The organism is Sphingobium chlorophenolicum, from assembly GCF_000722875.1.
GTDB lineage: Bacteria > Pseudomonadota > Alphaproteobacteria > Sphingomonadales > Sphingomonadaceae > Sphingobium > Sphingobium chlorophenolicum.
Genome location: NZ_JFHR01000012.1, coordinates 54506 through 73531 on the forward strand (window position 1 = coordinate 54506; position 19026 = coordinate 73531).

20 protein-coding genes and 1 tRNA gene are annotated in these 19026 nt (G+C 63.9%); 8 read left to right on the forward strand and 13 right to left on the reverse strand.

Features of this window, described 5'->3' with window-relative positions; translation table 11 throughout:
* Positions 1–7: 7 nt before the first annotated feature.
* The 6 genes from purC to BV95_RS24285 all read right to left on the reverse strand — a co-directional run bounded on the left by purC (position 8) and on the right by BV95_RS24285 (position 5358).
* Positions 8–790, reverse strand: coding sequence for a phosphoribosylaminoimidazolesuccinocarboxamide synthase (gene purC, locus BV95_RS07360; RefSeq protein WP_037449433.1), 783 nt, complete (start codon positions 788–790; stop codon positions 8–10).
* 128 nt (positions 791–918) lie between these two features.
* The gene (locus tag BV95_RS24725) at positions 919–1047 is read right to left on the reverse strand and encodes a hypothetical protein (RefSeq protein WP_255265412.1); all 129 of its coding nucleotides are present in this window, start codon (positions 1045–1047) and stop codon (positions 919–921) included.
* 31 nt (positions 1048–1078) lie between these two features.
* Positions 1079–2482: an alpha,alpha-trehalose-phosphate synthase (UDP-forming) gene (gene otsA, locus BV95_RS07365; RefSeq protein ID WP_037449436.1), complete on the reverse strand. Its 1404-nt coding sequence runs from the start codon at positions 2480–2482 to the stop codon at positions 1079–1081.
* Between the two features lie 25 nt (positions 2483–2507).
* On the reverse strand, positions 2508–4331 hold the full coding sequence (locus BV95_RS07370) for a glycoside hydrolase family 15 protein (protein ID WP_255265413.1): 1824 nt from the start codon (positions 4329–4331) through the stop codon (positions 2508–2510).
* A 54-nt stretch (positions 4332–4385) separates the two neighbouring features.
* Entirely contained in the window at positions 4386–5150 is a 765-nt protein-coding gene (otsB, locus tag BV95_RS07375; RefSeq protein WP_037449588.1) for a trehalose-phosphatase, read from the reverse strand.
* Between the two features lie 70 nt (positions 5151–5220).
* Positions 5221–5358, reverse strand: coding sequence for a hypothetical protein (locus tag BV95_RS24285; RefSeq protein ID WP_169804652.1), 138 nt, complete (start codon positions 5356–5358; stop codon positions 5221–5223).
* A 128-nt stretch (positions 5359–5486) separates the two neighbouring features.
* Here BV95_RS24285 and BV95_RS07380 point away from each other — a divergent pair, with 128 nt between their 5' ends.
* From BV95_RS07380 to BV95_RS07390, 3 genes are all read left to right on the forward strand, one after another.
* Entirely contained in the window at positions 5487–6407 is a 921-nt protein-coding gene (locus BV95_RS07380) for a LysR substrate-binding domain-containing protein (protein ID WP_174544445.1), read from the forward strand.
* A 312-nt stretch (positions 6408–6719) separates the two neighbouring features.
* Complete coding sequence (gene parC, locus BV95_RS07385) at positions 6720–9008, forward strand: DNA topoisomerase IV subunit A (RefSeq protein WP_037449442.1); 2289 nt, start codon at positions 6720–6722, stop codon at positions 9006–9008.
* A gap of 94 nt (positions 9009–9102) precedes the next feature.
* Positions 9103–10839, forward strand: coding sequence for a putative bifunctional diguanylate cyclase/phosphodiesterase (locus BV95_RS07390; RefSeq protein ID WP_409372082.1), 1737 nt, complete (start codon positions 9103–9105; stop codon positions 10837–10839).
* Here the strand turns inward: BV95_RS07390 and BV95_RS07395 are convergent.
* The 4 genes from BV95_RS07395 to BV95_RS07410 are packed head-to-tail and all read right to left on the reverse strand — an operon-like array spanning position 10803 to position 13703.
* Positions 10803–12011, reverse strand: a complete 1209-nt coding sequence (locus BV95_RS07395; RefSeq protein WP_037449448.1) for a CCA tRNA nucleotidyltransferase — start codon at positions 12009–12011, stop codon at positions 10803–10805. The two genes, BV95_RS07390 and BV95_RS07395, sit on opposite strands and share 37 nt — an antisense overlap.
* Positions 11995–12603 carry a CoA pyrophosphatase gene (locus tag BV95_RS07400; RefSeq protein WP_037449451.1) on the reverse strand — a complete coding sequence of 203 codons (609 nt, stop codon included), beginning with the start codon at positions 12601–12603 and terminating at the stop codon, positions 11995–11997. Before BV95_RS07400 ends, BV95_RS07395 begins: the two co-directional genes overlap by 17 nt.
* Positions 12600–13166, reverse strand: a complete 567-nt coding sequence (locus tag BV95_RS07405; RefSeq protein ID WP_037449453.1) for a DUF1285 domain-containing protein — start codon at positions 13164–13166, stop codon at positions 12600–12602. Before BV95_RS07405 ends, BV95_RS07400 begins: the two co-directional genes overlap by 4 nt.
* Before the next feature lie 45 nt (positions 13167–13211).
* Positions 13212–13703 (reverse strand): GNAT family N-acetyltransferase, encoded by a 492-nt coding sequence (locus BV95_RS07410; protein ID WP_174544446.1) that lies wholly within the window; start codon positions 13701–13703, stop codon positions 13212–13214.
* A gap of 154 nt (positions 13704–13857) precedes the next feature.
* Between BV95_RS07410 and BV95_RS07415 the strand changes: the two genes are divergently transcribed.
* Positions 13858–14241, forward strand: coding sequence for a dihydroneopterin aldolase (locus BV95_RS07415; RefSeq protein ID WP_013846373.1), 384 nt, complete (start codon positions 13858–13860; stop codon positions 14239–14241).
* Positions 14242–14394: 153 nt separating this feature from the next.
* Here BV95_RS07415 and BV95_RS07420 read toward each other — a convergent pair whose 3' ends face one another.
* Entirely contained in the window at positions 14395–15339 is a 945-nt protein-coding gene (locus BV95_RS07420; protein WP_037449460.1) for an isopenicillin N synthase family dioxygenase, read from the reverse strand.
* A gap of 105 nt (positions 15340–15444) precedes the next feature.
* On the opposite strand from BV95_RS07420, the gene BV95_RS07425 reads away from it, so the two are divergent.
* Both BV95_RS07425 and BV95_RS07430 read left to right on the forward strand, forming a co-directional pair.
* On the forward strand, positions 15445–15852 hold the full coding sequence (locus BV95_RS07425) for an EVE domain-containing protein (protein WP_013846375.1): 408 nt from the start codon (positions 15445–15447) through the stop codon (positions 15850–15852).
* 134 nt (positions 15853–15986) lie between these two features.
* Positions 15987–16268, forward strand: a complete 282-nt coding sequence (locus BV95_RS07430; protein ID WP_013846376.1) for a hypothetical protein — start codon at positions 15987–15989, stop codon at positions 16266–16268.
* An 83-nt stretch (positions 16269–16351) separates the two neighbouring features.
* On the opposite strand, the gene BV95_RS07435 is transcribed toward BV95_RS07430, so the two are convergent.
* Positions 16352–16654: a glycine zipper 2TM domain-containing protein gene (locus tag BV95_RS07435; protein ID WP_037449466.1), complete on the reverse strand. Its 303-nt coding sequence runs from the start codon at positions 16652–16654 to the stop codon at positions 16352–16354.
* Between the two features lie 121 nt (positions 16655–16775).
* Between BV95_RS07435 and BV95_RS07440 the strand changes: the two genes are divergently transcribed.
* Together BV95_RS07440 and BV95_RS22665 are read left to right on the forward strand one after the other, a co-directional pair.
* Positions 16776–17213, forward strand: a complete 438-nt coding sequence (locus BV95_RS07440; RefSeq protein WP_037449469.1) for a cupin domain-containing protein — start codon at positions 16776–16778, stop codon at positions 17211–17213.
* 606 nt (positions 17214–17819) lie between these two features.
* Positions 17820–18944 carry a glycosyltransferase family 2 protein gene (locus BV95_RS22665; RefSeq protein ID WP_051749651.1) on the forward strand — a complete coding sequence of 375 codons (1125 nt, stop codon included), beginning with the start codon at positions 17820–17822 and terminating at the stop codon, positions 18942–18944.
* A 4-nt stretch (positions 18945–18948) separates the two neighbouring features.
* Here the strand turns inward: BV95_RS22665 and BV95_RS07450 are convergent.
* Positions 18949–19023 (reverse strand) — tRNA-Thr (locus tag BV95_RS07450).
* Positions 19024–19026: the final 3 nt, after the last annotated feature.

The following is a 19026-nucleotide window of genomic DNA, read 5'->3' on the forward strand; positions in this document are numbered from 1 at the left end:
AATTTCGTCAGTCCTTGCTGCGCTTCTTGCGGTGGGTGTCCAGGTCGAGGACGGTCGTATCGACGCCTTCGGGCATCAGGCCCAAACGACGGGCGACCTCCTGATAAGCCTCGACTTCGCCACCCAGGTCGCGGCGGAAACGGTCCTTGTCCAGCTTCTCGCCGGTCGCCATGTCCCACAGGCGGCAGCCGTCCGGGCTGATCTCGTCGGCCAGGATGACGCGGCTATAGTCACCGTCCCACAGGCGGCCGAATTCCAGCTTGAAGTCGATCAGGCGGATGCCGATGCCCGCGAACAGACCGCACATGAAATCGTTGATGCGGATCGCCATGTCGGCGATGTCGTGCATCTCGTCCTGCGTGGCCCAACCGAAGCAGGCGATATGCTCTTCCGACACCAGCGGGTCGCCCAGCGCGTCGTCCTTGTAGCAATATTCGATCAGCGTCCGGGGAAGCTGCGTCCCTTCCTCGATCCCCAGCTTCTTGCTGAGCGAACCGGCGGCGACGTTGCGCACCACGACCTCGATCGGAACGATCTCGACCTGGCGGACAAGCTGCTCGCGCATGTTGAGGCGGCGGATGAAGTGGGTGGGAACGCCGATCTGGCCGAGCAGGGTGAAGATATGCTCGGAAATGCGGTTGTTCAGGACGCCCTTGCCCGAAATCGTGCCCTTCTTCTGGGCGTTGAAGGCGGTCGCGTCATCCTTGAAATATTGGATGATCGTGCCCGGCTCCGGGCCTTCGTAAAGGATCTTTGCCTTGCCTTCGTAGATTTGGCGGCGACGGGCCATGCGCGGTTCCTGTCTTCCCAAGAATGAATGTGCCCCGGCAAACGCGAATCGGAAAGGATCAGCGGGTGCCGGGGCTGCTTGGGCTGGCCCTTAGACCAAAGTGGGCAAGGGTGCAAATATATGGGCCGCTACAATACGTCCCCGAACATGAGCCAGATCAGCGCGAGCCAGCCCGCAAGGCCCACCGCGTCCAATATGACGCCCGACCGGGCGCGGATGGCGGCAATCGGGCCGCTTGCTTGTTCCTCATCTTCCATCGTTGCGACAGTAACGGCGGATGCAGGAAAGTTAAGCCGGTTCCGCTTCCGTCTTCACTTCGCCCTTGCGCTGCACCGCCATCAGTCGTTCGGTGAAGCGCTGTCGCCACCAGCTTATGTCCTGCTGCTCCACGCTGTCCATCATGGCGCGCCAGCGGCGTTTGCGCTCGTCGAGAGGCATGGCGAGAGCGCGAGTGATGGCGTCGGACATTTCCTCCGGACTATAGGGATTGATCAGCAGCGCGTCCTTGAGTTGCTGGGCCGCCCCGGCGAAGCGCGACAGGATGAGAACGCCCGGATCGTCGGGGTTCTGCGCGGCCACATATTCCTTCGCGACCAGATTCATGCCGTCGCGCAGCGGCGTCACCAGCCCGATCTTCGCGGCGCGATAGATGCCCGCCAGCTTGTCGCGGGGATAGCCCTGGTTGACGTAGCGGATCGGCGTCCAGTCGACATCGCTATATTCGCCGTTGATCCGGCCCGCCAGCGCGTCCAGCGTGGCGCGGATCTGCTGGTAGCTCTCCACTTCCCCACGAGACGGCGGGGCGATCTGGGTCAGCACGACGTTGCGATGATGTTCGGCATGGTCCTTCAGGAAGCGGGCATAGCCGTTGAACCGTTCCTCCAACCCCTTGCTATAGTCCAGCCGGTCGACGCCGACGATCATGGCGCGGTCCTGCAATGATCGGCGGACCTTTTCGTACATGTCGCTGGCCGCCTCGCTGACAGCGGCGGTGGCGAACGCCTGCGCGTTGATGCCGATCGGGCAGGCGATGGCCTGGATGGTCCGGTCGCCCAGCGTCACCAGGTCGCCGTCCACCGACCCGCCCATCTCCCGCTCCACATAATGGCGGAAGGATTCCAGCCATTCCTCTGTGTGGAAGCCCACGACATCATAGGCGAACAGCGCCTCCACCAGCTTGGTATGATGGGGCAGCGACACCAGCAGCCGGGTCGGCGGCCAAGGAATGTGCAGGAAAAAGCCCATTCGATTGTCATGGCCCCGGTCGCGCAGCATCCGGCCCAGCGGGATCATGTGATAATCCTGGACCCAGATGATGTCTTCGGGCTCGATCAGCGGGCTGGTGGTGTCCGCGAAGCGCTGGTTGACGCGGTTGTAGCCGCCCTCGAAATCGCGCTCATATTCAGCCAGGTCGATGCGGAAATGGAACAGCGGCCACAGCGTTTTGTTGGCATAGCCATTATAATATTCGTCGACGTCCTGCTCTTCCAGGTCGATGGTCGCCGTCTTGACGCCGTCATCCTCGGAAAAGCCGATCTGGCCGGTGAAATTTTCCGTGACCTCGCCCGACCAGCCGACCCATATGCCCCGGCTTTCCCGCAGCGCCTGGGAAAGGGCGACGGCAAGGCCGCCCTGATTGCCGGCCTTGCCGGGCCTGCTGACCCGGTTGGAAATGACGATCAATCGGCTCATGGCCGGAGCCTCCAATCAAGGCGCCTCATCGCATCACGCTCCATGGTTTGCTCAAGAGCACGGCGCAGTTGATGATGCCGACCAATGAGTAGGTTTGGGGATAGTTCCCCCACAATTCCCCGGTCGCGGGGTCGATATCCTCCGACAGCAGCCCGGCGGCGGTGCGGCGGGACAGCATCTCCTCGAACAGGGCCCGCGCCTCCTCGCCGCGTCCGGTGCGGTGCAGCGCCTCGATCAGCCAGAATGTGCAGACGTTGAAGGCGGTGACCGGCTCCCCGAAATCGTCCGGCGCGCTGTAGCGCAGCATGTCGTTGCCGCGCCGCAGATCCTGCTCCAGCGCCTTCAGCGTGCCGATGAACATGGGATTGTCCGCCGTCAGGAAACGCAGGTCGAGCAGTTGGAGCAGCGACGCATCCCGCGCATCGTCCTCGAAATTGGCGGAGATGGCGTTGCTGTCGGTCCGCCAGGCGGATTGCAGGATGCGGGCCTTCATGACCTCCGCCCGCTCGCGCCAATGGACTTCGCGCTCCGGTTGCCCCACGGCGATCGCCGCATGGGCCAGGCGGTCGCACGCCGCCCAGCACATGACCGCGCTATAGCTGTGGACATGGGCGCGGGTGCGCAATTCCCAAAGGCCCGCGTCGGGCTGGTCATAGACCTGCCAGGCCCGCTCGCCCACCGCCTCCAGCGCCTCGAAATCCGCCTCTCCGGCCATGCGCAGCAGGCGCTGGTCGATGAAGCCCTGGACGGAGGAGAGGACGATCTGGCCATAGGCGTCATGCTGGACCTGCGCATAGGCGGCGTTGCCGATCCGCACCGGTCCCATGCCGCGATATCCGGGCAGGTTCCGCGCCTCCCGCTCCTCCAGCGTGGCGTTGCCGCGCACGTCGTAGAGCGGCTGGATATGGCCGCCCCGCGCACCGTCGACGATGTTGCGCAGATAGACGAGATAGCTTTCCAGCACGTCCAGCGCGCCCAGCCGGTTCAGCGCCTCGACCGTATAATAGGCGTCCCTGATCCAGCAGTAGCGATAATCCCAGTTGCGGCCGCTGTCGGCATGTTCGGGGATGCTGGTGGTCAGCGCCGCGACGATGGCGCCGGTTTCCTCATGCTGGCAGAGCTTGAGGGTGATGGCGGACCGGATGACCGCCTCCTGCCATTCGGCTGGGATGGCCAGGCCCCGGACCCACATCTGCCATTCCAGGATAGTGTCGTCCAGCATCCGCTCCACCGCGGGACGGAGCGCGTCGGAAAAGCTTTCGTCCGGCCCCATGAAGAAATGCATGTCATGTTCGATCCGGAACCAGCTTTCCTGGCTGATCAGGCCGATGGGCGCGTTGGTGGACACGCGCATCGCCATATAGGACAGCACCAGCCGGATATGGTTGGAACCATAGCTGATCGGCACCTTTTCCGAATGCCAGGAGGTGGTCGGGCGCAGCCTGACACGGACGCGGGGGCTTCCCGAAATGGGCCGGACAATGCGGGCGAACGCCACCGGACGATACATGCGGCCCATATGTTTGTGGCGGGGGCAGAAATCGTAAAGCTCTATCGCATTGCCCTGATCGTCGCTCTGGCGCGTGACCAGCACTGGCGTGTTGCGGACATAATGCTGTTCGATCCGGGTGCAGTTTTCCAGTTCGATGGCCCAGAAGCCGCGAGCGTCCGGGGCGTCCCAGGCGGCATCGTCCAGCAATGCCGAAAAGACGGGATCGCCGTCTACGCGGGGCACACACGCCCAGATCATCCGTCCGGCGCGGTCGATCAGCGCCGATGCCTGGCAATTGCCGATGGGCCAGAGGTCGAGCGTACGCTCGCCGCCGCCCATCACGTCCTTCTTCTGCATCGCTATCGGTCGGTCCCCCTTGTTCGTGCACGACAGGGGCGCCGGACCGTCGGATCAGCCGGTACCAGCGACCCCCTGCGCGAGATAATGCCTGACGGCGGCAACCTGTTCCAAAGAGAATGCGGCCAGCGTGGCCCTGGGCGCGCCGACCAGAACGCCCGCGCCGCCCAGGTCGCGGGCGACGGCGAAGCCCTCTTCATCGGTCACGTCGTCGCCGATGAAGACAGGTTTTCCGCCCGCCATCGGGCTGCGTTGCATCAGGGTGCGGACGGCCGTACCCTTGTCCGCGCCGCCGGGCCGCAATTCATAGAGCATCTTGCCCGGTTGCAAGGCCAGGCCAAGCCGGTCGGCCAGCCCTTCGGCCAGATCGCGGGCTGCATCGCCCCATTGCGGAGCGCCGCGAAAATGAAGGCCGACGCTGATCGTCTTGCGCTCTACCAGCAGGCCGGGCTTGTGGGTGGCGAAGGAATGGAAGGCCGCCTCCGCGTCATCGACGGCGGGCAGGCGGGCGGGGGCCTCCGCCAGTTCGCCCGGTTCCGCGAATTCCAGCCCGTGGGTGCCCGCCAGCAGGAAGGCGCCAAAGCCCAGATCCCGCAACGTCGCGACGGAGCGGCCGCTGACGATGGCGAGGCGACCGTCCAGCCGCTCGCGCAGCCGTTCCAGCAGGGCAAGCAGTTCCCCGTCCACCACGACGCCGTCGGGCGTATCCGCGATCGGCGCCAGCGTGCCGTCGAAGTCGAGGAACAGCGAAGCCCCGCTCAGTAGCGCGAGCGGCGGAGGGGGAAGATCGGGAAGAGGGGAAAGGCGGGAATCGGACACGCGGGCAAAGTGGCGCATGGCGCGGAATGCGCAAGTCCCCTCTGATCCTCTTGGCGATTTTTGAGGGACTTCACCGACGTTCCTCCGCCCAGGGCGCCGACCAGGCGATGCGGTGGAGTGCGCAGAAAGCCTGCATGATGGCGGCGATCAGGCCTTGGCGGGTTTCATGGCTGTGGGGGGACAGCCGGGCGTCATTGGACATGGGCATGACGGTTCCTTTCCATGATTGAATTGGTGAAGTGAACGGCGTTTCGCGGGATTTCCTATCGCGCTTTTGCAGGGGGACGGCCAACAAAAGGGTGGACGCGAATCATAAGGGTGGCTTATCCATGGCGGATGAGTTCATTGCCGCCCCTGTCCGCCGTCCGCGTGTTCGAAGCCGCCGCCCGGCTGGAGAATTTCACCGCCGCCGCGCAGGAACTGGGGATGACCCAGGCGGCGGTCAGTTATCAGGTGAAGTTGCTGGAGGAACGGCTGGGCATCAGCCTGTTCCAGCGGGCCGGGCGGAAAGTGGCGCTGACCGACAAGGGGCGGGAGATCGCGACGGTCGTATCCCGCGCGTTCGACCAGATGCGGGAGGGGTTCGCCGCGCTGACGCAGGATCATTCGACGGTGCTGACGATCAGTTGCATGAACAGCTTCGCCCATCTCTGGCTGGCGCCCCGGATCGGGACTTTCCAGATGCGCCATTCGGGGCTGGCGGTGCGGATCGACGCGACGAACCGGGTCGTGGATTTCGCCCGCGACGGCGTGGATGTCGCGGTGCGGGGCGGGGAGGGGATATGGCCGGGTGTGGAGGCGAAGCTGCTGACCCACAACCGGATCGCGCCCGTGTGCAGCCCCGGCTGGCTTGCGAAGAACGGCCCGATTGCCGACGCCCATGCGCTGCACGCCATGCCGCGCCTGTCGCCGGACGACTTGTGGTGGCATGAATGGTTCGCAGGCGTCGGGGTGGAGGCGGACGGCAAGGGGCTGCGGCCTGCGATCGCGCTCGATTCCCAGGTGATGGAGGGTCGCGCCGCCATGGCTGGGCAGGGCGTCGCCATCGTCAATCCCTTCCTGTGGAAGGCGGAGGTGGAGGCCGGGTTGCTGGTGGAGGCCGTGCCATCCTATGTGCGGGAACGGGCGAGCTATTGGGTGGCATATCCGCCCCATGCGCGGAATGCGCCCAAGGTGAAGGCGTTTCGCGACTGGATTGGCGCGGAGTTTGCGCGGGAGATTGCGGCGGACCCGGATGGGCGGTTTTTGCCGCGGTGAATCGGATGGCTATTAGGGGACGCTCTTAATCCTCCCTACGCGCAGCGTGGGGAGGGTCGAAGAGAGGCACGTGACTCTCTTCGACATGCGAAGCGTGGTGGAGGGGAAATGGCGTGACCTGCGTATCTTCCCCTCCACCACCGCTTTCAGCGGCGGTCCCCCTCCCCATCTTCCGATGGGGAGGAATAGGAGAGGTCTGCTCTTGAATTTGTCCACACTGCCTGGGGCGGAACCGGGCTCCTGCCTTCGCAGGCGCACGGTGGGATTAAACTCCGTTTCCGTTTTGTCGCGGCGCTGCTATTCCCCTTTGCGATGACCGATTTTCGCGACCCGTTCGACGCTATCAAGGATCACCCGTTCGACGATGCGCTGTCCCAGCGCTACCTCGTCTATGCGCTTTCCACCATTACAGCTCGGTCGTTGCCGGACCTGCGCGACGGGTTGAAGCCGGTGCATCGCCGCCTGCTTTGGGCGATGCGGTTGCTCAAGATGGAGCCGGGCGGCGCTTCGCCCGATGTGCTGGTCGCCAATCCGGCGCGCAACACCACCTCCTACAAGAAATGCGCCCGCGTCGTCGGCGACGTCATCGGCAAATATCACCCGCATGGCGACGCGTCGGTCTATGACGCCATGGTGCGGCTGGCGCAGGACTTTTCGCTGCGCACGCCGCTGGTCGACGGGCAGGGCAATTTCGGCAATATCGACGGCGATAATGCGGCGGCCATGCGCTACACCGAGGCGCGGCTGACGCAGGCGGCGGCCGACCTGATGGCGGGCCTGGACGAGGGCACCGTCGAATTCCGCCCCACCTATAATGGCGAGGATCAGGAGCCGGAGGTTTTCCCCGGCCTCTTCCCCAACCTGCTGGCCAATGGCGCCAGCGGCATCGCGGTCGGCATGGCGACCAGCATCCCGCCGCATAATGTCGCGGAACTGATCGACGCGGCCAGCCTGCTGATCGACAATCCGGACGCCGAACATGCCGACCTGATGCGGATCGTGCGCGGGCCGGACTTTCCGACCGGCGGCGTATTGGTGGACAGTCCTTCCATCATATCAGAGGCTTATGCGACGGGGCGGGGATCGTTTCGAACCCGCGCCCGCTGGCACAAGGAGGATGGCGGGCGCGGAACCTGGGTCGCGGTGGTCACGCAAATCCCCTTCCAGGTGCAGAAATCCAAGCTGATCGAGCAGATCGCCGCGCTGATCAACGACAAGAAGCTGCCGATCCTGGCCGATGTGCGGGACGAGAGCGACGAATTGATCCGCATCGTCATCGAGCCCCGCGCCCGCACCGTCGATCCGGACGTGCTGATGGATAGCCTGTTCCGGCTGACCGATCTGGAAAATCGCTTCCCGTTGAACCTGAACGTGCTCGACGCGACGCGCACGCCCCGCGTTCTGGGGCTCAAGCCGGTCCTGATCGAATGGCTGAAACACCAGATCGACGTGCTGGTGAAGCGCGCCCAGCATCGGCTGGACAAGATCGCGGCGCGGCTGGAACTGCTCGACGGCTATATCATCGCCTATCTGAACCTGGACCGGGTGATCGAGATCATCCGGACCGAGGATGAGCCGAAAGAGGTGATGATGGCCGAATTCGGCCTGACCGACCGGCAGGCCGAGGCGATCCTGAACATGCGGCTGCGCAGCTTGCGCAAGCTGGAGGAGATGGAATTGCGCCGCGAGCATTCGGAACTGCTCAAGGAGCGCGACGACCTCCTCAAGCTGGTCGAAAGCCCGGCGCGGCAGCGGACGCGGCTGAAAAAGGATCTGGCCGACCTGCGCAAGCGCTATTCCCCCGACAGCGATTTCGGCAGGCGGCGTACCTTGGTCGAGGAAGCGGCGCCTGCGCGGGAAATCCCGCTGGAGGCGATGATCGAGAAGGAGCCGATCACCGTGATCCTGTCCGAGCGCGGCTGGATCAGGGCGATGAGCGGGCATCGCGACCTTGCCTCCGCCGATACGCTGAAATTCAAGGAAGGCGACGGTCCGATGATCGCCTTCCACGCGCAGACCACCGACAAGCTGCTGCTGGCGACGGAGACGGGGCGCATCTTCACCCTGGGCGCGGACAAGCTGCCGGGCGGGCGCGGTTTCGGCGATCCGGTGCGGTCGCTGGTCGACATGGACGGGACCGGCCAGATCGTGGCGCTGATGCCGGCGCGGACCGGCGGCGAATTGCTGCTGGCATCCTCCGACGGGCGGGGCTTCGTGGCGGCGGTGGCCGATGTGATCGCGGAAACCCGCAAGGGCAAGCAGGTCGTCAATGTCCGTACCGGCGCGAAGCTGAGCGTCGTGCATCCCATTGCGGCCGATGCCGACAGCGTCGCCGTGGTGGGCGAGAATCGCAAGCTGCTGGTCTTCTCCCTGATCGAAATGCCGCGCATGGCGCGGGGGCAGGGCGTGCAGATGCAGCGTTACCGCGACGGCGGACTGTCGGACGCCATCGCCTTCCGCCTGTCGGATGGGCTTAGCTGGGCGATGGGCGGCGGGTCAGGCCGCACCCGTACGGAAGCGGACATGACGCCATGGCGCGTCGCCAGGGGTGCTGCGGGGCGGATGCCGCCCACCGGCTTCCCCCGCGATAACCGTTTCTGACAGGCGGATTTTTTCGGGTACAATCGCATGGGAATCGGGAATGTCGTTTCCCGAAAATTTACCCTTTGGTCCTATCGCCGGGCCTATGGAATCCATGTCGATGCGTGATCGGCCCACTGAAACGCCGGATGACGGCCCTCTTTCCGGGCCGGACGACGCGCATCCGACGCACCGCGTGGCCCTGGCCGACTGGTTGATCGCGCTGCCCTATCCGGGCGCGATAATTTCGTTCAAGGACAATGAGTTGTCGATGGTGGCAACCAATGCGGCCTTCGGCAATTATTTCGCCGGGCCGGACGCCCCCGAACGGCCCCATGCCGCGGAATGGCGCCAGCGGATCATCCAGTGCATCCAGTCCGACCGCGATTCGGAAGCGTTCGAATTGCGCCGCGACGGCATCCTCGGCCCTGAATATTTCTACTGCACGGTGGGCCGCCTGCCCAAATTGGCGGGCCAGCCCGACCTTTTCCTGTTCACCGCGCTCGACCGGACGAGCGACCGGGCCATCGAGAAGAATCTGCGGCGCGAACTGCTGTCCGACGGTTTGACCGCCCTGCCGAACCGCACCGGCTTTGGCGAGGAGATTGAGGACCGGCTGTCCAACATGCCCTGGCCGGACAATGCGCAGTTCGGAATCATCGCCATCGACCTTAGCCGGTTCAGCCGGGTGAATGAATCGCTGGGTCCGATGGCGGGCGACGAATTGCTGATCACCGTTGCCAAGCGATTGAAGTCCGGCCTGCGCCAGGGGGATGTTCTGGCGCGGATCGGTGGCAATGATTTTGCGATTTTCGCCAGGCTGAACAATGGCTTGTCGGACGCTCTTCATATCGTTCAGCGCATTCGCGATGCGCTCAGCTACCCGATCAGGCTCAGCGATCTGCAAATCCGGGTCGACTGCGCCATCGGCTGCGCCCTGTCGACCAGCCTGAGCGAAGATCCCGAAGATGTGGTGCGCAAGGCGCAGGCGGCGGTGAAGATCGCCAAGCGCAGCGGCAAGGTGGAAATCTACCGCAACGGCGTATTGAAGGAGGCGCAGCGACGCTTTTCCGTCGAGAGCCGTTTGCGCGATGCTTTGGCGCAGGGTGAACTGACGCTGGCCTTCCAGCCGCTCATCCATTTGCAGACCGGGGAGATTACCGGTTTCGAGGCGCTGGCCCGGTGGGAGGATGACGAGCTGGGCCATGTCTCGCCGGTGGAATTCATCGCCGTGGCGGAGGAAAGCGGGCTGATCACGTCGCTGGGACGCTGGGCGGCCTATGAGGCGGCGCAGGCGCTCAGCCGGTGGGATGCGAAATTCGGCCAGCCTGTGCCGGTGGGCGTCAATGTGAACCTGTCCCCCATTCAGATGGCGCGGGACGATGTCGCGTCGATGTTCGAGGAGTCGCTGCGATATTCCGGCATTTCGGGCAATCGCCTGACCGCGGAACTGACCGAGAGCGCGATCATCGCCGATCCGGAAAAGGCGCGGAAGCTGCTGTTCGCGCTCAAGGATCTGCACATGCCGATCGCCATGGACGATTTCGGCACGGGCTATTCCAACCTGGCCAGCCTGCACAGCCTGCCCATCGATATATTGAAGATCGACCGCAGTTTCGTGACCTCCATGCTGGAGGATCGCGACAAGGAAATCATGGTGCGGACCATCCTGTCGCTGGCGGAATCGCTGGGCCTGCATGTGACGGCGGAGGGGATAGAGACGCAGGAACTGGCCCTTGCGCTTCAGAATCTGGGCTGCTGGCAGGGGCAGGGCTATTATTTCGCGCGGCCGATGCCGGAGGCCGAGGCCTTCGACTATTGGCGGGCGCGCTGGAATTTCGAAACGGTCTGATCCGCGATCTCGGCCACGCGGGCTTCGTCGGGAAAGCCCTCCGCCACCCATATTTCCTGCACTTGCGCTAGTGCCTTCGCCACGTCCGGGCCGGGTTGCAGGCCGCGCGCGATCAGCGCGCCGCCGCTGATGGGCAGGCGGGGCGGGGTCCAGTCCGTCAGCATCGCCATGCCGTCGAGCGGTGCGGAGGGATCGATCAGGATGCGGTCGATCGCTCCTTCGACGCCGATGTGGAAGGCGAGGGTGCGGGGCGTGGCTTCCGTGCCGCTTCCCTCCAGCGCGGTCATCATGCGCTTGCGGGCCTTGTTGGACAATTTCAGCCGGGCGCCGACCTGATCGGCGGTGCGCGGATCGGGCGGGAGCAGGGCGGACAGGCGGCGCACCGCCGAAAGATCGGCGCTGGAGACGGCTTCTCGCTCGATCAGGGTGGAGAGGCGGGCAAGTCCGTTCCCGTCGATCTCCGGAATGACCGGCTGCAATATGCCCCCGTCGATCATCAGCCGTAGCGAGGCGAGGGGGCGCGGCAGGGCGAGCAGTTTCAGCAATTCGTCCGCGATGCGCTCGCGGGAAAGGGCCATCAGGCTGTTGGCGGCGGCGCGGCAGGCGGCGTAGGCTTGGGGATCGGGTTCGTCATGGCCGAAGCGGGCGAGGAACCGGAAATAGCGCAGGATGCGCAGATGGTCCTCTGCGATGCGGGCGTCGGCATCGCCGATGAAGCGGACCCGGTGCGCCTTCAGGTCCGCCACGCCGCCGAAGAAATCCGTGACTTCATGGGTAAGCGGGTCGGCATAAAGGGCGTTGATGGTGAAATCGCGCCGCGCCGCATCCTCCCGCCAGTCGTTTGTGTAGGCGATGGTGGCGCGGCGGCCGTCGGTGCTGACGTCGCGGCGCAGGGTGGTGATCTCGACCGGCCAGCCATGAATGACCGCTGTAACGGTGCCATGGTCGATGCCGGTCGGAACCGCCTTTATCCCGGCGGCTTTCAGGCGGTCCATCACCCCATTGGGGTCGGTGACGGTGGCGATGTCCAGATCGTTCACCGGCAGGCCAAGCAGCCCGTCGCGGACGGCGCCGCCGACGAAGCGGACAAGGCCCTGCTCCGCGCCCAGTGCCTGAAGCAGCGCGTCCAGGCCGGGGCGGTGGCGCCAGTCGGCGTCAGGCAGGCTGGTCATGGCCTAGCCTCCGCGAGAGATTGGCGAGGATGGCAGCAGTAATTCCCCAGATGCGGCGTCCTTCCCAGAATATTTCGTAATAATGCCGCTCAGCGCCTTGGAATATCATCGATTTCGTGATCCGGTTGGCGGGATTCAGCGCGAAGGAGAGGGGTAGTTCGAACAGTTCCGCCACCTCGGTTTCCTGCGGGAAGAGCGGGAGGTCGGGCGGGATCACGCCCAGCACCGGCACGATGTCGAAGCCGGTGAAGGTGTGATAGCGATCCGATGTGCCGATGATGTCGACCACATCCGGGACCAGGCCGATTTCCTCCTGCGCCTCCCGCAAGGCTCCGGCGATTTCGTCGCTGTCGTCATCGTCGATCCGCCCGCCGGGAAAGGCGACCTGACCCGCATGCTTGCGCAATTTCGCGGAGCGCTGGGTCAGGATGAGGCCGGGTTCGGGGCGGTCGGTGATGGCGACCAGCACAGCCGCGGGGGCCAGGACAAGGTCGCCCTCTATGCGCGGGTCGCGGGTGTCGGACAGCATTAGGCCGACCTCGCGCTCATGCCCTTCCTTCAAGGCGGTCCGCAACCGCTCCGCCAGCGTCATGCCGACCCGTCCAGCGCGAAGAAGGCGCCGTTGCTCCAAAGGCCGACAGGATCGCCGCCCTCGTCCAGCGCGAGGTTCATCAGCTCATAATAGACGCTGCGGGCGATCAGCGCCTCCAGGCCGCCGCGTACATGGAGATAGGGATGCGGCCCGTCCGGCGTTTCGCGCAGGATGAGCGCATTATCCGGACCGGCGGCGACCAGATCGCCGGTGTTGAGGCGGAAGGCCAGGCTGCGTTTGCGGCCTTCGCCTTCGCTTTTGAGTTCCACCGCGATGAAGGGGGCGTCCTCCACCTCGATCGAGAGTTTTTCGACTGGTGTAACAAGAACATAGCTGCCATCCTTCTCACGCCGAAGGATGGTGGAAAAGAGGCGGACCATGGCCTCGCGGCCGATGGGCGAACCCTGATGGAACCATGTGCCGTCGCGGGCGATGCGCATATCGCTGTCGCCGCAATGGTCGGGATTCCACTTCTCCACCGGCGGCAGGCGCTTTTCCTGGAGGAGCCGCGCAATATCGGTCAGGGAAAGGCTGGCGAGATCGGGGGGCGGCTCCATCGGCATAGGGCGGAGATAGGGGGCGGAGCGCCCGAAGGCAAAAGGGAAATTTCAGGCGCGGACGGCGATCCGGGGGCCGAGCATGCCCGTCCCGCCGATGGCGCGCCCGTCGACGGAGAGCGCCAGCAGGCGACGCGCCTCGAACGGGCCGGGGCAGTTCCAGCCGTCGGTGCCCTGCGCCGAAAAGCCCCAGAAGCGGCCATAATATTCCGGATCGCCGATCATCATCAGCGGATCGCTTTTCTGGGCGCGGGCGGCGGTGACGACGGCGTCCATCATGGCGCGGCCATGGCCGGTGCCCTGGGCGGACGGGTCGACCGCGACGGGGCCGACCATGATCAGCGGGGTCTGGCCGCCATCTTCATGGGTGAGGGCGACGGGCCAGCTTTGCAGCGAACCGATCAGCCTGCCCTTCTCATCCTCTATCCCGAAGGACAGTTCGGGCAGCCACGGCATCCCGTCGCGAATCAGATAGGCGGTGCGGCCGTGCCGGTCATGGCCGAAGGCGGCGTCGAGCAGATGCTCGATCGCGTCCTGCGACATGATGTTGAGGGGCACTATAACAGACACGTCTTGCCGATCCGTCCTCAATGGCGCATGGACGCGCCGAGAGCGGCGGGCTTTAGCGCGTGGCTCGCAAATTAAAAGTCTAAACTGGCCCCCTCCCGCAGCAGGGAGGGACCGAACGTGGCGAGCTATGAACAGCGGATTTGACGATTTCCTGACGTTGGAGGTGAATAATCTGGATGTGGATGTCCTGACCGGCATCTATTCGGAGGAAACGCACCTGCCGCAGCCGCTGCGCATATCGATCCGCGCGCGGCTGAAGATCGCGGACCGTTATGACCCGGATACGCCCCTGTCGCGGTCCAAAAACTATATGGACCTGAAGCACGCCGCGAGCGCGGCGCTGCCCGAAGGCCGGCATTTCACGCTGATCGAGGCGGTGGCCGACCATATCATAGAGACGATCTTCCTCCAGGATGACAAGGTCAGCCATGTCGAGGTGAAGATCGTGAAGCTTGCGCTTAGCGAAAAGGGCGAGGAAATCGGCATTACCATGGGGCGTGGGCGGCGCTGAGTCCTGCCATTTGCCGATCGTCATGCTGAACTTGTTTCAGCATCCATCTCTCCCCATGCGACCAAGGCTCCTTGGGGCACAATGGATGCTGAAACAAGTTCAGCATGACGCTATTTCTATAGGTGGCTGACTCATTCCATAGGCGGTTGACTGTCACCCCTTGATCAGCCCGATTTCCCGCAGCCGCTCGGTCAGATAATCATGCGCGGTGATCGGCGGATCGCGCCTTGGATGGTCCGCGTCCACGCATTGCGGCAGGGCGTCGATCAGGAAATCCGGCCGCAGATGCAGGAAGAAGGGCATGGAATAGCGCGAATGGCCGCGCCGTTCCGGCGGTGGATTGACGACGCGGTGGCTGGTCGACGGCAGGGCGTAATTGGTCAGCCGTTGCAGCATGTCGCCCACATTGATGGCCAGCGCCCCCGGCGGGGGCACGATGGGCAGCCAGTTGCCGCCGCGATCCTTCAGTTCCAGCCCGCCTTCCTCCGCGCCCAGCAGCAGGGTGATGAGGTTGATGTCCTCATGCGCCCCGGCGCGGATGCCGGGTGCCTCAGCCGAAACCGGCGGATAATGGAGCAGCCGCAGGATCGAATTGCCGTTTTCGACTGGCTTGTCGAACCAGCGTTCCTCCAGCCCCAGATAAAGCGCGATGGCGGAAAGCAGTTCAGCGCCCACCCGGTCGAATTCCGCATAGAGTTTCGCGAAAGTCTCGTGAAATTCGGGCAGTTCGTCCGGCCAGACATTGGGCGGCATGGTTTCCGCCAGAGGATCGCCTTCGGGCAGATCCCGCCCGACATGCCAGAATTCCTTGAGATCATTCTCGCTCGCGCCCTTGGCGATTTCCACACCGAAGGCCGTATAGCCGCGCTGGCCGCCATTATATTTGGCGTCATAGCGGCGCTTCGCCTCTTCGGGCAGGGCGAAGAATTGCCGGGCCAGCGCCCAGCCTCTGTCGATCAGCGCCTGGTCCATGCCATGGTCCTTCACCATGGCGAAACCGAAACGCTGGAAGGAACCACCGAAGGCGGCGGAAAAATCGGCCTTCGCCATCTCCGCCATGGAGAGGACGGGCACTTGCTCCAGCACCGGTTGCGACACGTTTATTCTCCGAAATCAACAGGATCGGCCCGGCGCGCCGTCGGCGTGTCACGCGGCCATGCGCATATCCTTGATCGCCCTTGGCGGCTGATGCAAGGAGAAGCCATGAACTATTGGCTGATGAAATCCGAACCCGATGTCTTTTCCTACGACGATCTGGTCGAAAAGGGGAAGGCGGAATGGGACGGCGTGCGCAACCATGCCGCGCAGCTCCATATGAAGGCGATGCGAAAGGGCGATCTGTCGATATTCTACCACAGCAATATCGGGGTGGAGGCGGTCGGCATCATGCAGATCGTGGAGGAAGCCGCGCCCGACAGCACCGACGATACGGGCAAGTGGATCGCAGTCCATGTGGGGCCGAAGGAAAAGTTCGAAAAACCCGTGACGTTGAAGACGATGAAGGCCGATCCGGCGCTGGCTAATATGGCGATGATACGCCAATCGCGCCTGTCCGTATCCCCGCTGACGGAAGCGGAGTTCAAGCATATCGTCGCTTTATCAAAGGCTTGATGGCCGGTTGCGGGAAATGCAATCGTTTCGCCTTTGTTTGCGATTGTCGTTTTGCGGCACCGCACCATAAGTCGGGGTCAACAGAAAAGAATATTTCCAGAGGTGTTTGATCGGCATTCACAAGGAGTTGACCCATGCGAATGCTGTCCAAGTTTGTCCTTTCCGCCCTGTTCGCCTTTGGCGCCGCCAACGCTCCGGCCCATGCCGAAGAAGCCGCTAAGCAGAAGTTCACGCACGAAGGTTATACCTATGTGTATGACGTCAAGGACACCAAGACCGGCAAGGTGATTTCCGGCCGTCGCTACCCCGACGCCGTCGCCTTCAACCTTTCCGTCAAGAACGGCCGCGTGTCGGGCGTTTCCGGCGGCCAGTCGGTTGCCTTCAAGCTGGAGGAAGCGCGCGGCGCGGCCGAATAAGCCGACTGACGCTTCTTTCGCAAAAAAGGGCGGCTCCCACTAGGAAGCCGCCCTTTTTCGTTTTGAAGCATTGGCGCTTTGCCTTAGCGGCAGCGGCGCTTGCTGTCGATTTCCTTGCCCAGCAAAGCGCCGCCCGCGGCGCCCAATATGGTGCCGGTGGCGCGGTCGCCGCGCGTGTCGATGGCGCGGCCGACCAGCGCACCACCCACGCCGCCGACGATCAGGCCGGTCGTGCCGTCCGACTTGCGGCAATAGGTGCGGCCGTCGCGGCCGCGCCATTCGCGATATTGATAGTGCTTGCGGGCGTTCGCGCCATCCGTGGGGACGGCCATCGAAACCGGGATCGCCAGCGAAACGGCGGCCAGGGCCATGAGAGCTTTACGCATTTTATCTCCTCCAAAAGACGTGCTTTGATCGTTCAACCCGTCCATATTGATCGAGGTTGCATGAACCTGCGACAACGGCGCATCCCTTTGTTTCCGCAGGGATAAAATATGAGGTGAAGTGATGGGCGGGCACGACGGGACGGCAAGGGCGCTGATTGAGACGCTGGGCCTTGCCCCGCATCCCGAAGGCGGATGGTATAGGGAAAGCTGGCGGGCGGACGCCTCGCCGGGTGAGCGGGCCGGGGGAACGGCGATCTATTTCCTGCTGGAGGCGCACCAAAGATCCCATTGGCATCGGGTCGATGCCGACGAACATTGGTTCTGGCATGGCGGCGCGCCGCTGAGCCTTTCCATCGCGGCGGAGCATGGCCCGGTGCAGGACCGGGTGCTGGGCGGCGACATATTGGCGGGGCAGCGGCCGCAATGGCTGGTCCCGGCGCATCATTGGCAGGCGGCGCGGCCCATGGGCGGCTGGACATTGGCAAGCTGCGTCGTGGTGCCCGGCTTCGAATTTTCGGGCTTCGCGCTGGCGCCCGACGGCTGGTCGCCGGGCGGCTGAAGCGCGTGGGAAAAATTATCCACATTTATCCACAGCTTTAGGGCGAATGCATCTTCAAGGTGCAAGATTCCGCTTTGAGCGACTCGCTTTTGGTGAGAGCATCCCCTTATCGGAAAGACCGGGAGACAGAGAAATCTGGATGCCAAAGTCAGTGAGAAATCAGTGACTTGAAGGGCTTTACGAGCGTCGGGAAAGAAGCATGGACCGGAAGGAAGATGCGGAAAGCCGATGGTCCTCGATAGAAGATGCTGTGCACGCGCGAAAGTGAACGTCGGGCATCGGATGAAGAGGACAGGCTGCGGGAAAACGGCCGACCGGCCGGACGAACGGAGCCGACACGATAGCAAAGCCTTTGAGGCGGATCTATCGCGCGCCGAGTCCGATGATCGCATCTCGAAAGAGAAGCGGATCGAGAGACACGACGGAAGTGGGGACCGGCAGAAATGCCGGCCCCCATTTTGCTTTGGGCCGGTTGCGTTGTTGAGGGAAGGGCGGCCCGCTTCCTTCACGGCCCGAAAACCCGGTTTAACTTTGCGTATCGATATGATAGCCCGGCATCGGGTCGCGCGGGCAGGGGGGGAACCTGCTCTTAATCTGGAGGGTAAGGTGGATACCGATATTCGCAGGGTTGCGGAGGAGCGATCCTTCGCGGCGAAGCGCGGGTCCGATGCGGCGGGCGCCGGGCAGCCTTGGCTCAGCATATTGGTGCCGGTCTATAATGTCCTGCCCTATCTGGAAGAGTGCCTGTCCTCCATCATCGGACAGATGGACGGCGACGGCGGCATCGAACTCATCCTGCTGGACGACAAGTCGACGGATGGATCGGCCGAACTCTGCGCGGAGCTGATCGCCGGGGCGCGATGCAATGTCCGGATGATGCATCATGCGGAAAATCGGGGCCTGAGCGCGGCGCGCAATTCGATGCTGGAAGCGGCGGCGGGCGATTATCTGTGGTTCGTCGATTCGGACGACAAGCTGTTGCCGGGGGCTGTCGCGGCGCTGCGAGACATTGTTCACGCGTCGTGGCCCGATGTGGTGCTGTGCGATTATGTGCGCGATGAGGCGCCCATCGCCGCCTTTGCCGGACCGGCGGGCAGGCTGGATTACGATATAGAGGCGCTGATCGCCGGAACCTTCGCCAACCGGCGGCTGCATATCTGGTCGCGCGTCTGGCATCGGGATCTCTTCGCCAGCGGCATCCGCTTTCCGGAGGGTGCCTGTTTCGAGGACATGGCCACTGTCCCCTGGTTGATGCTGCGGGCGCAGACCTATTATTATGCGGCCCAGCCATGGGTCTATTACCGGTCGCGGCCCGGCAGCATCATCGCCCAGATTTCCAGGGTGCCGCGGCAGTTCGACGTTCGGCGGAATGATGAACTGGCGAGCGCGCTCAACGGGTTTCACCATGATCTTGCCCATGCGATTCCCAGCGTGGGGCAGGAGACGGAGGCGCTGCTGGGGCGTTTTATCTCGCGGGAGTTCTTCAAGCTGTCGAGGCGCCTGTTGCGATCGCGCCAATATGCGGACTTTGCCGCGCTGCGTGATCAGGTTGCGCGGTACAGGGGCATGATGGAGGGCAATTCGCCCGTGCCCTTTTCTGAGGTCGCGATCCGCTATCTGATGAAGGGGCAGGTCGTGCGGGCCGCGGAATTGTGGCTGGCGCTGGCGGTGGCGGGGCGGCGTCCCGCAAATCAGGCCGCGCCCATGGGGCAGCGTTCGCGTTTCGCCTGAAATATGGTGCCGGATGAGGGGATCGAACCCCCGACCTTCGGTTTACAAAACCGCTGCACTACCGCTGTGCTAATCCGGCATG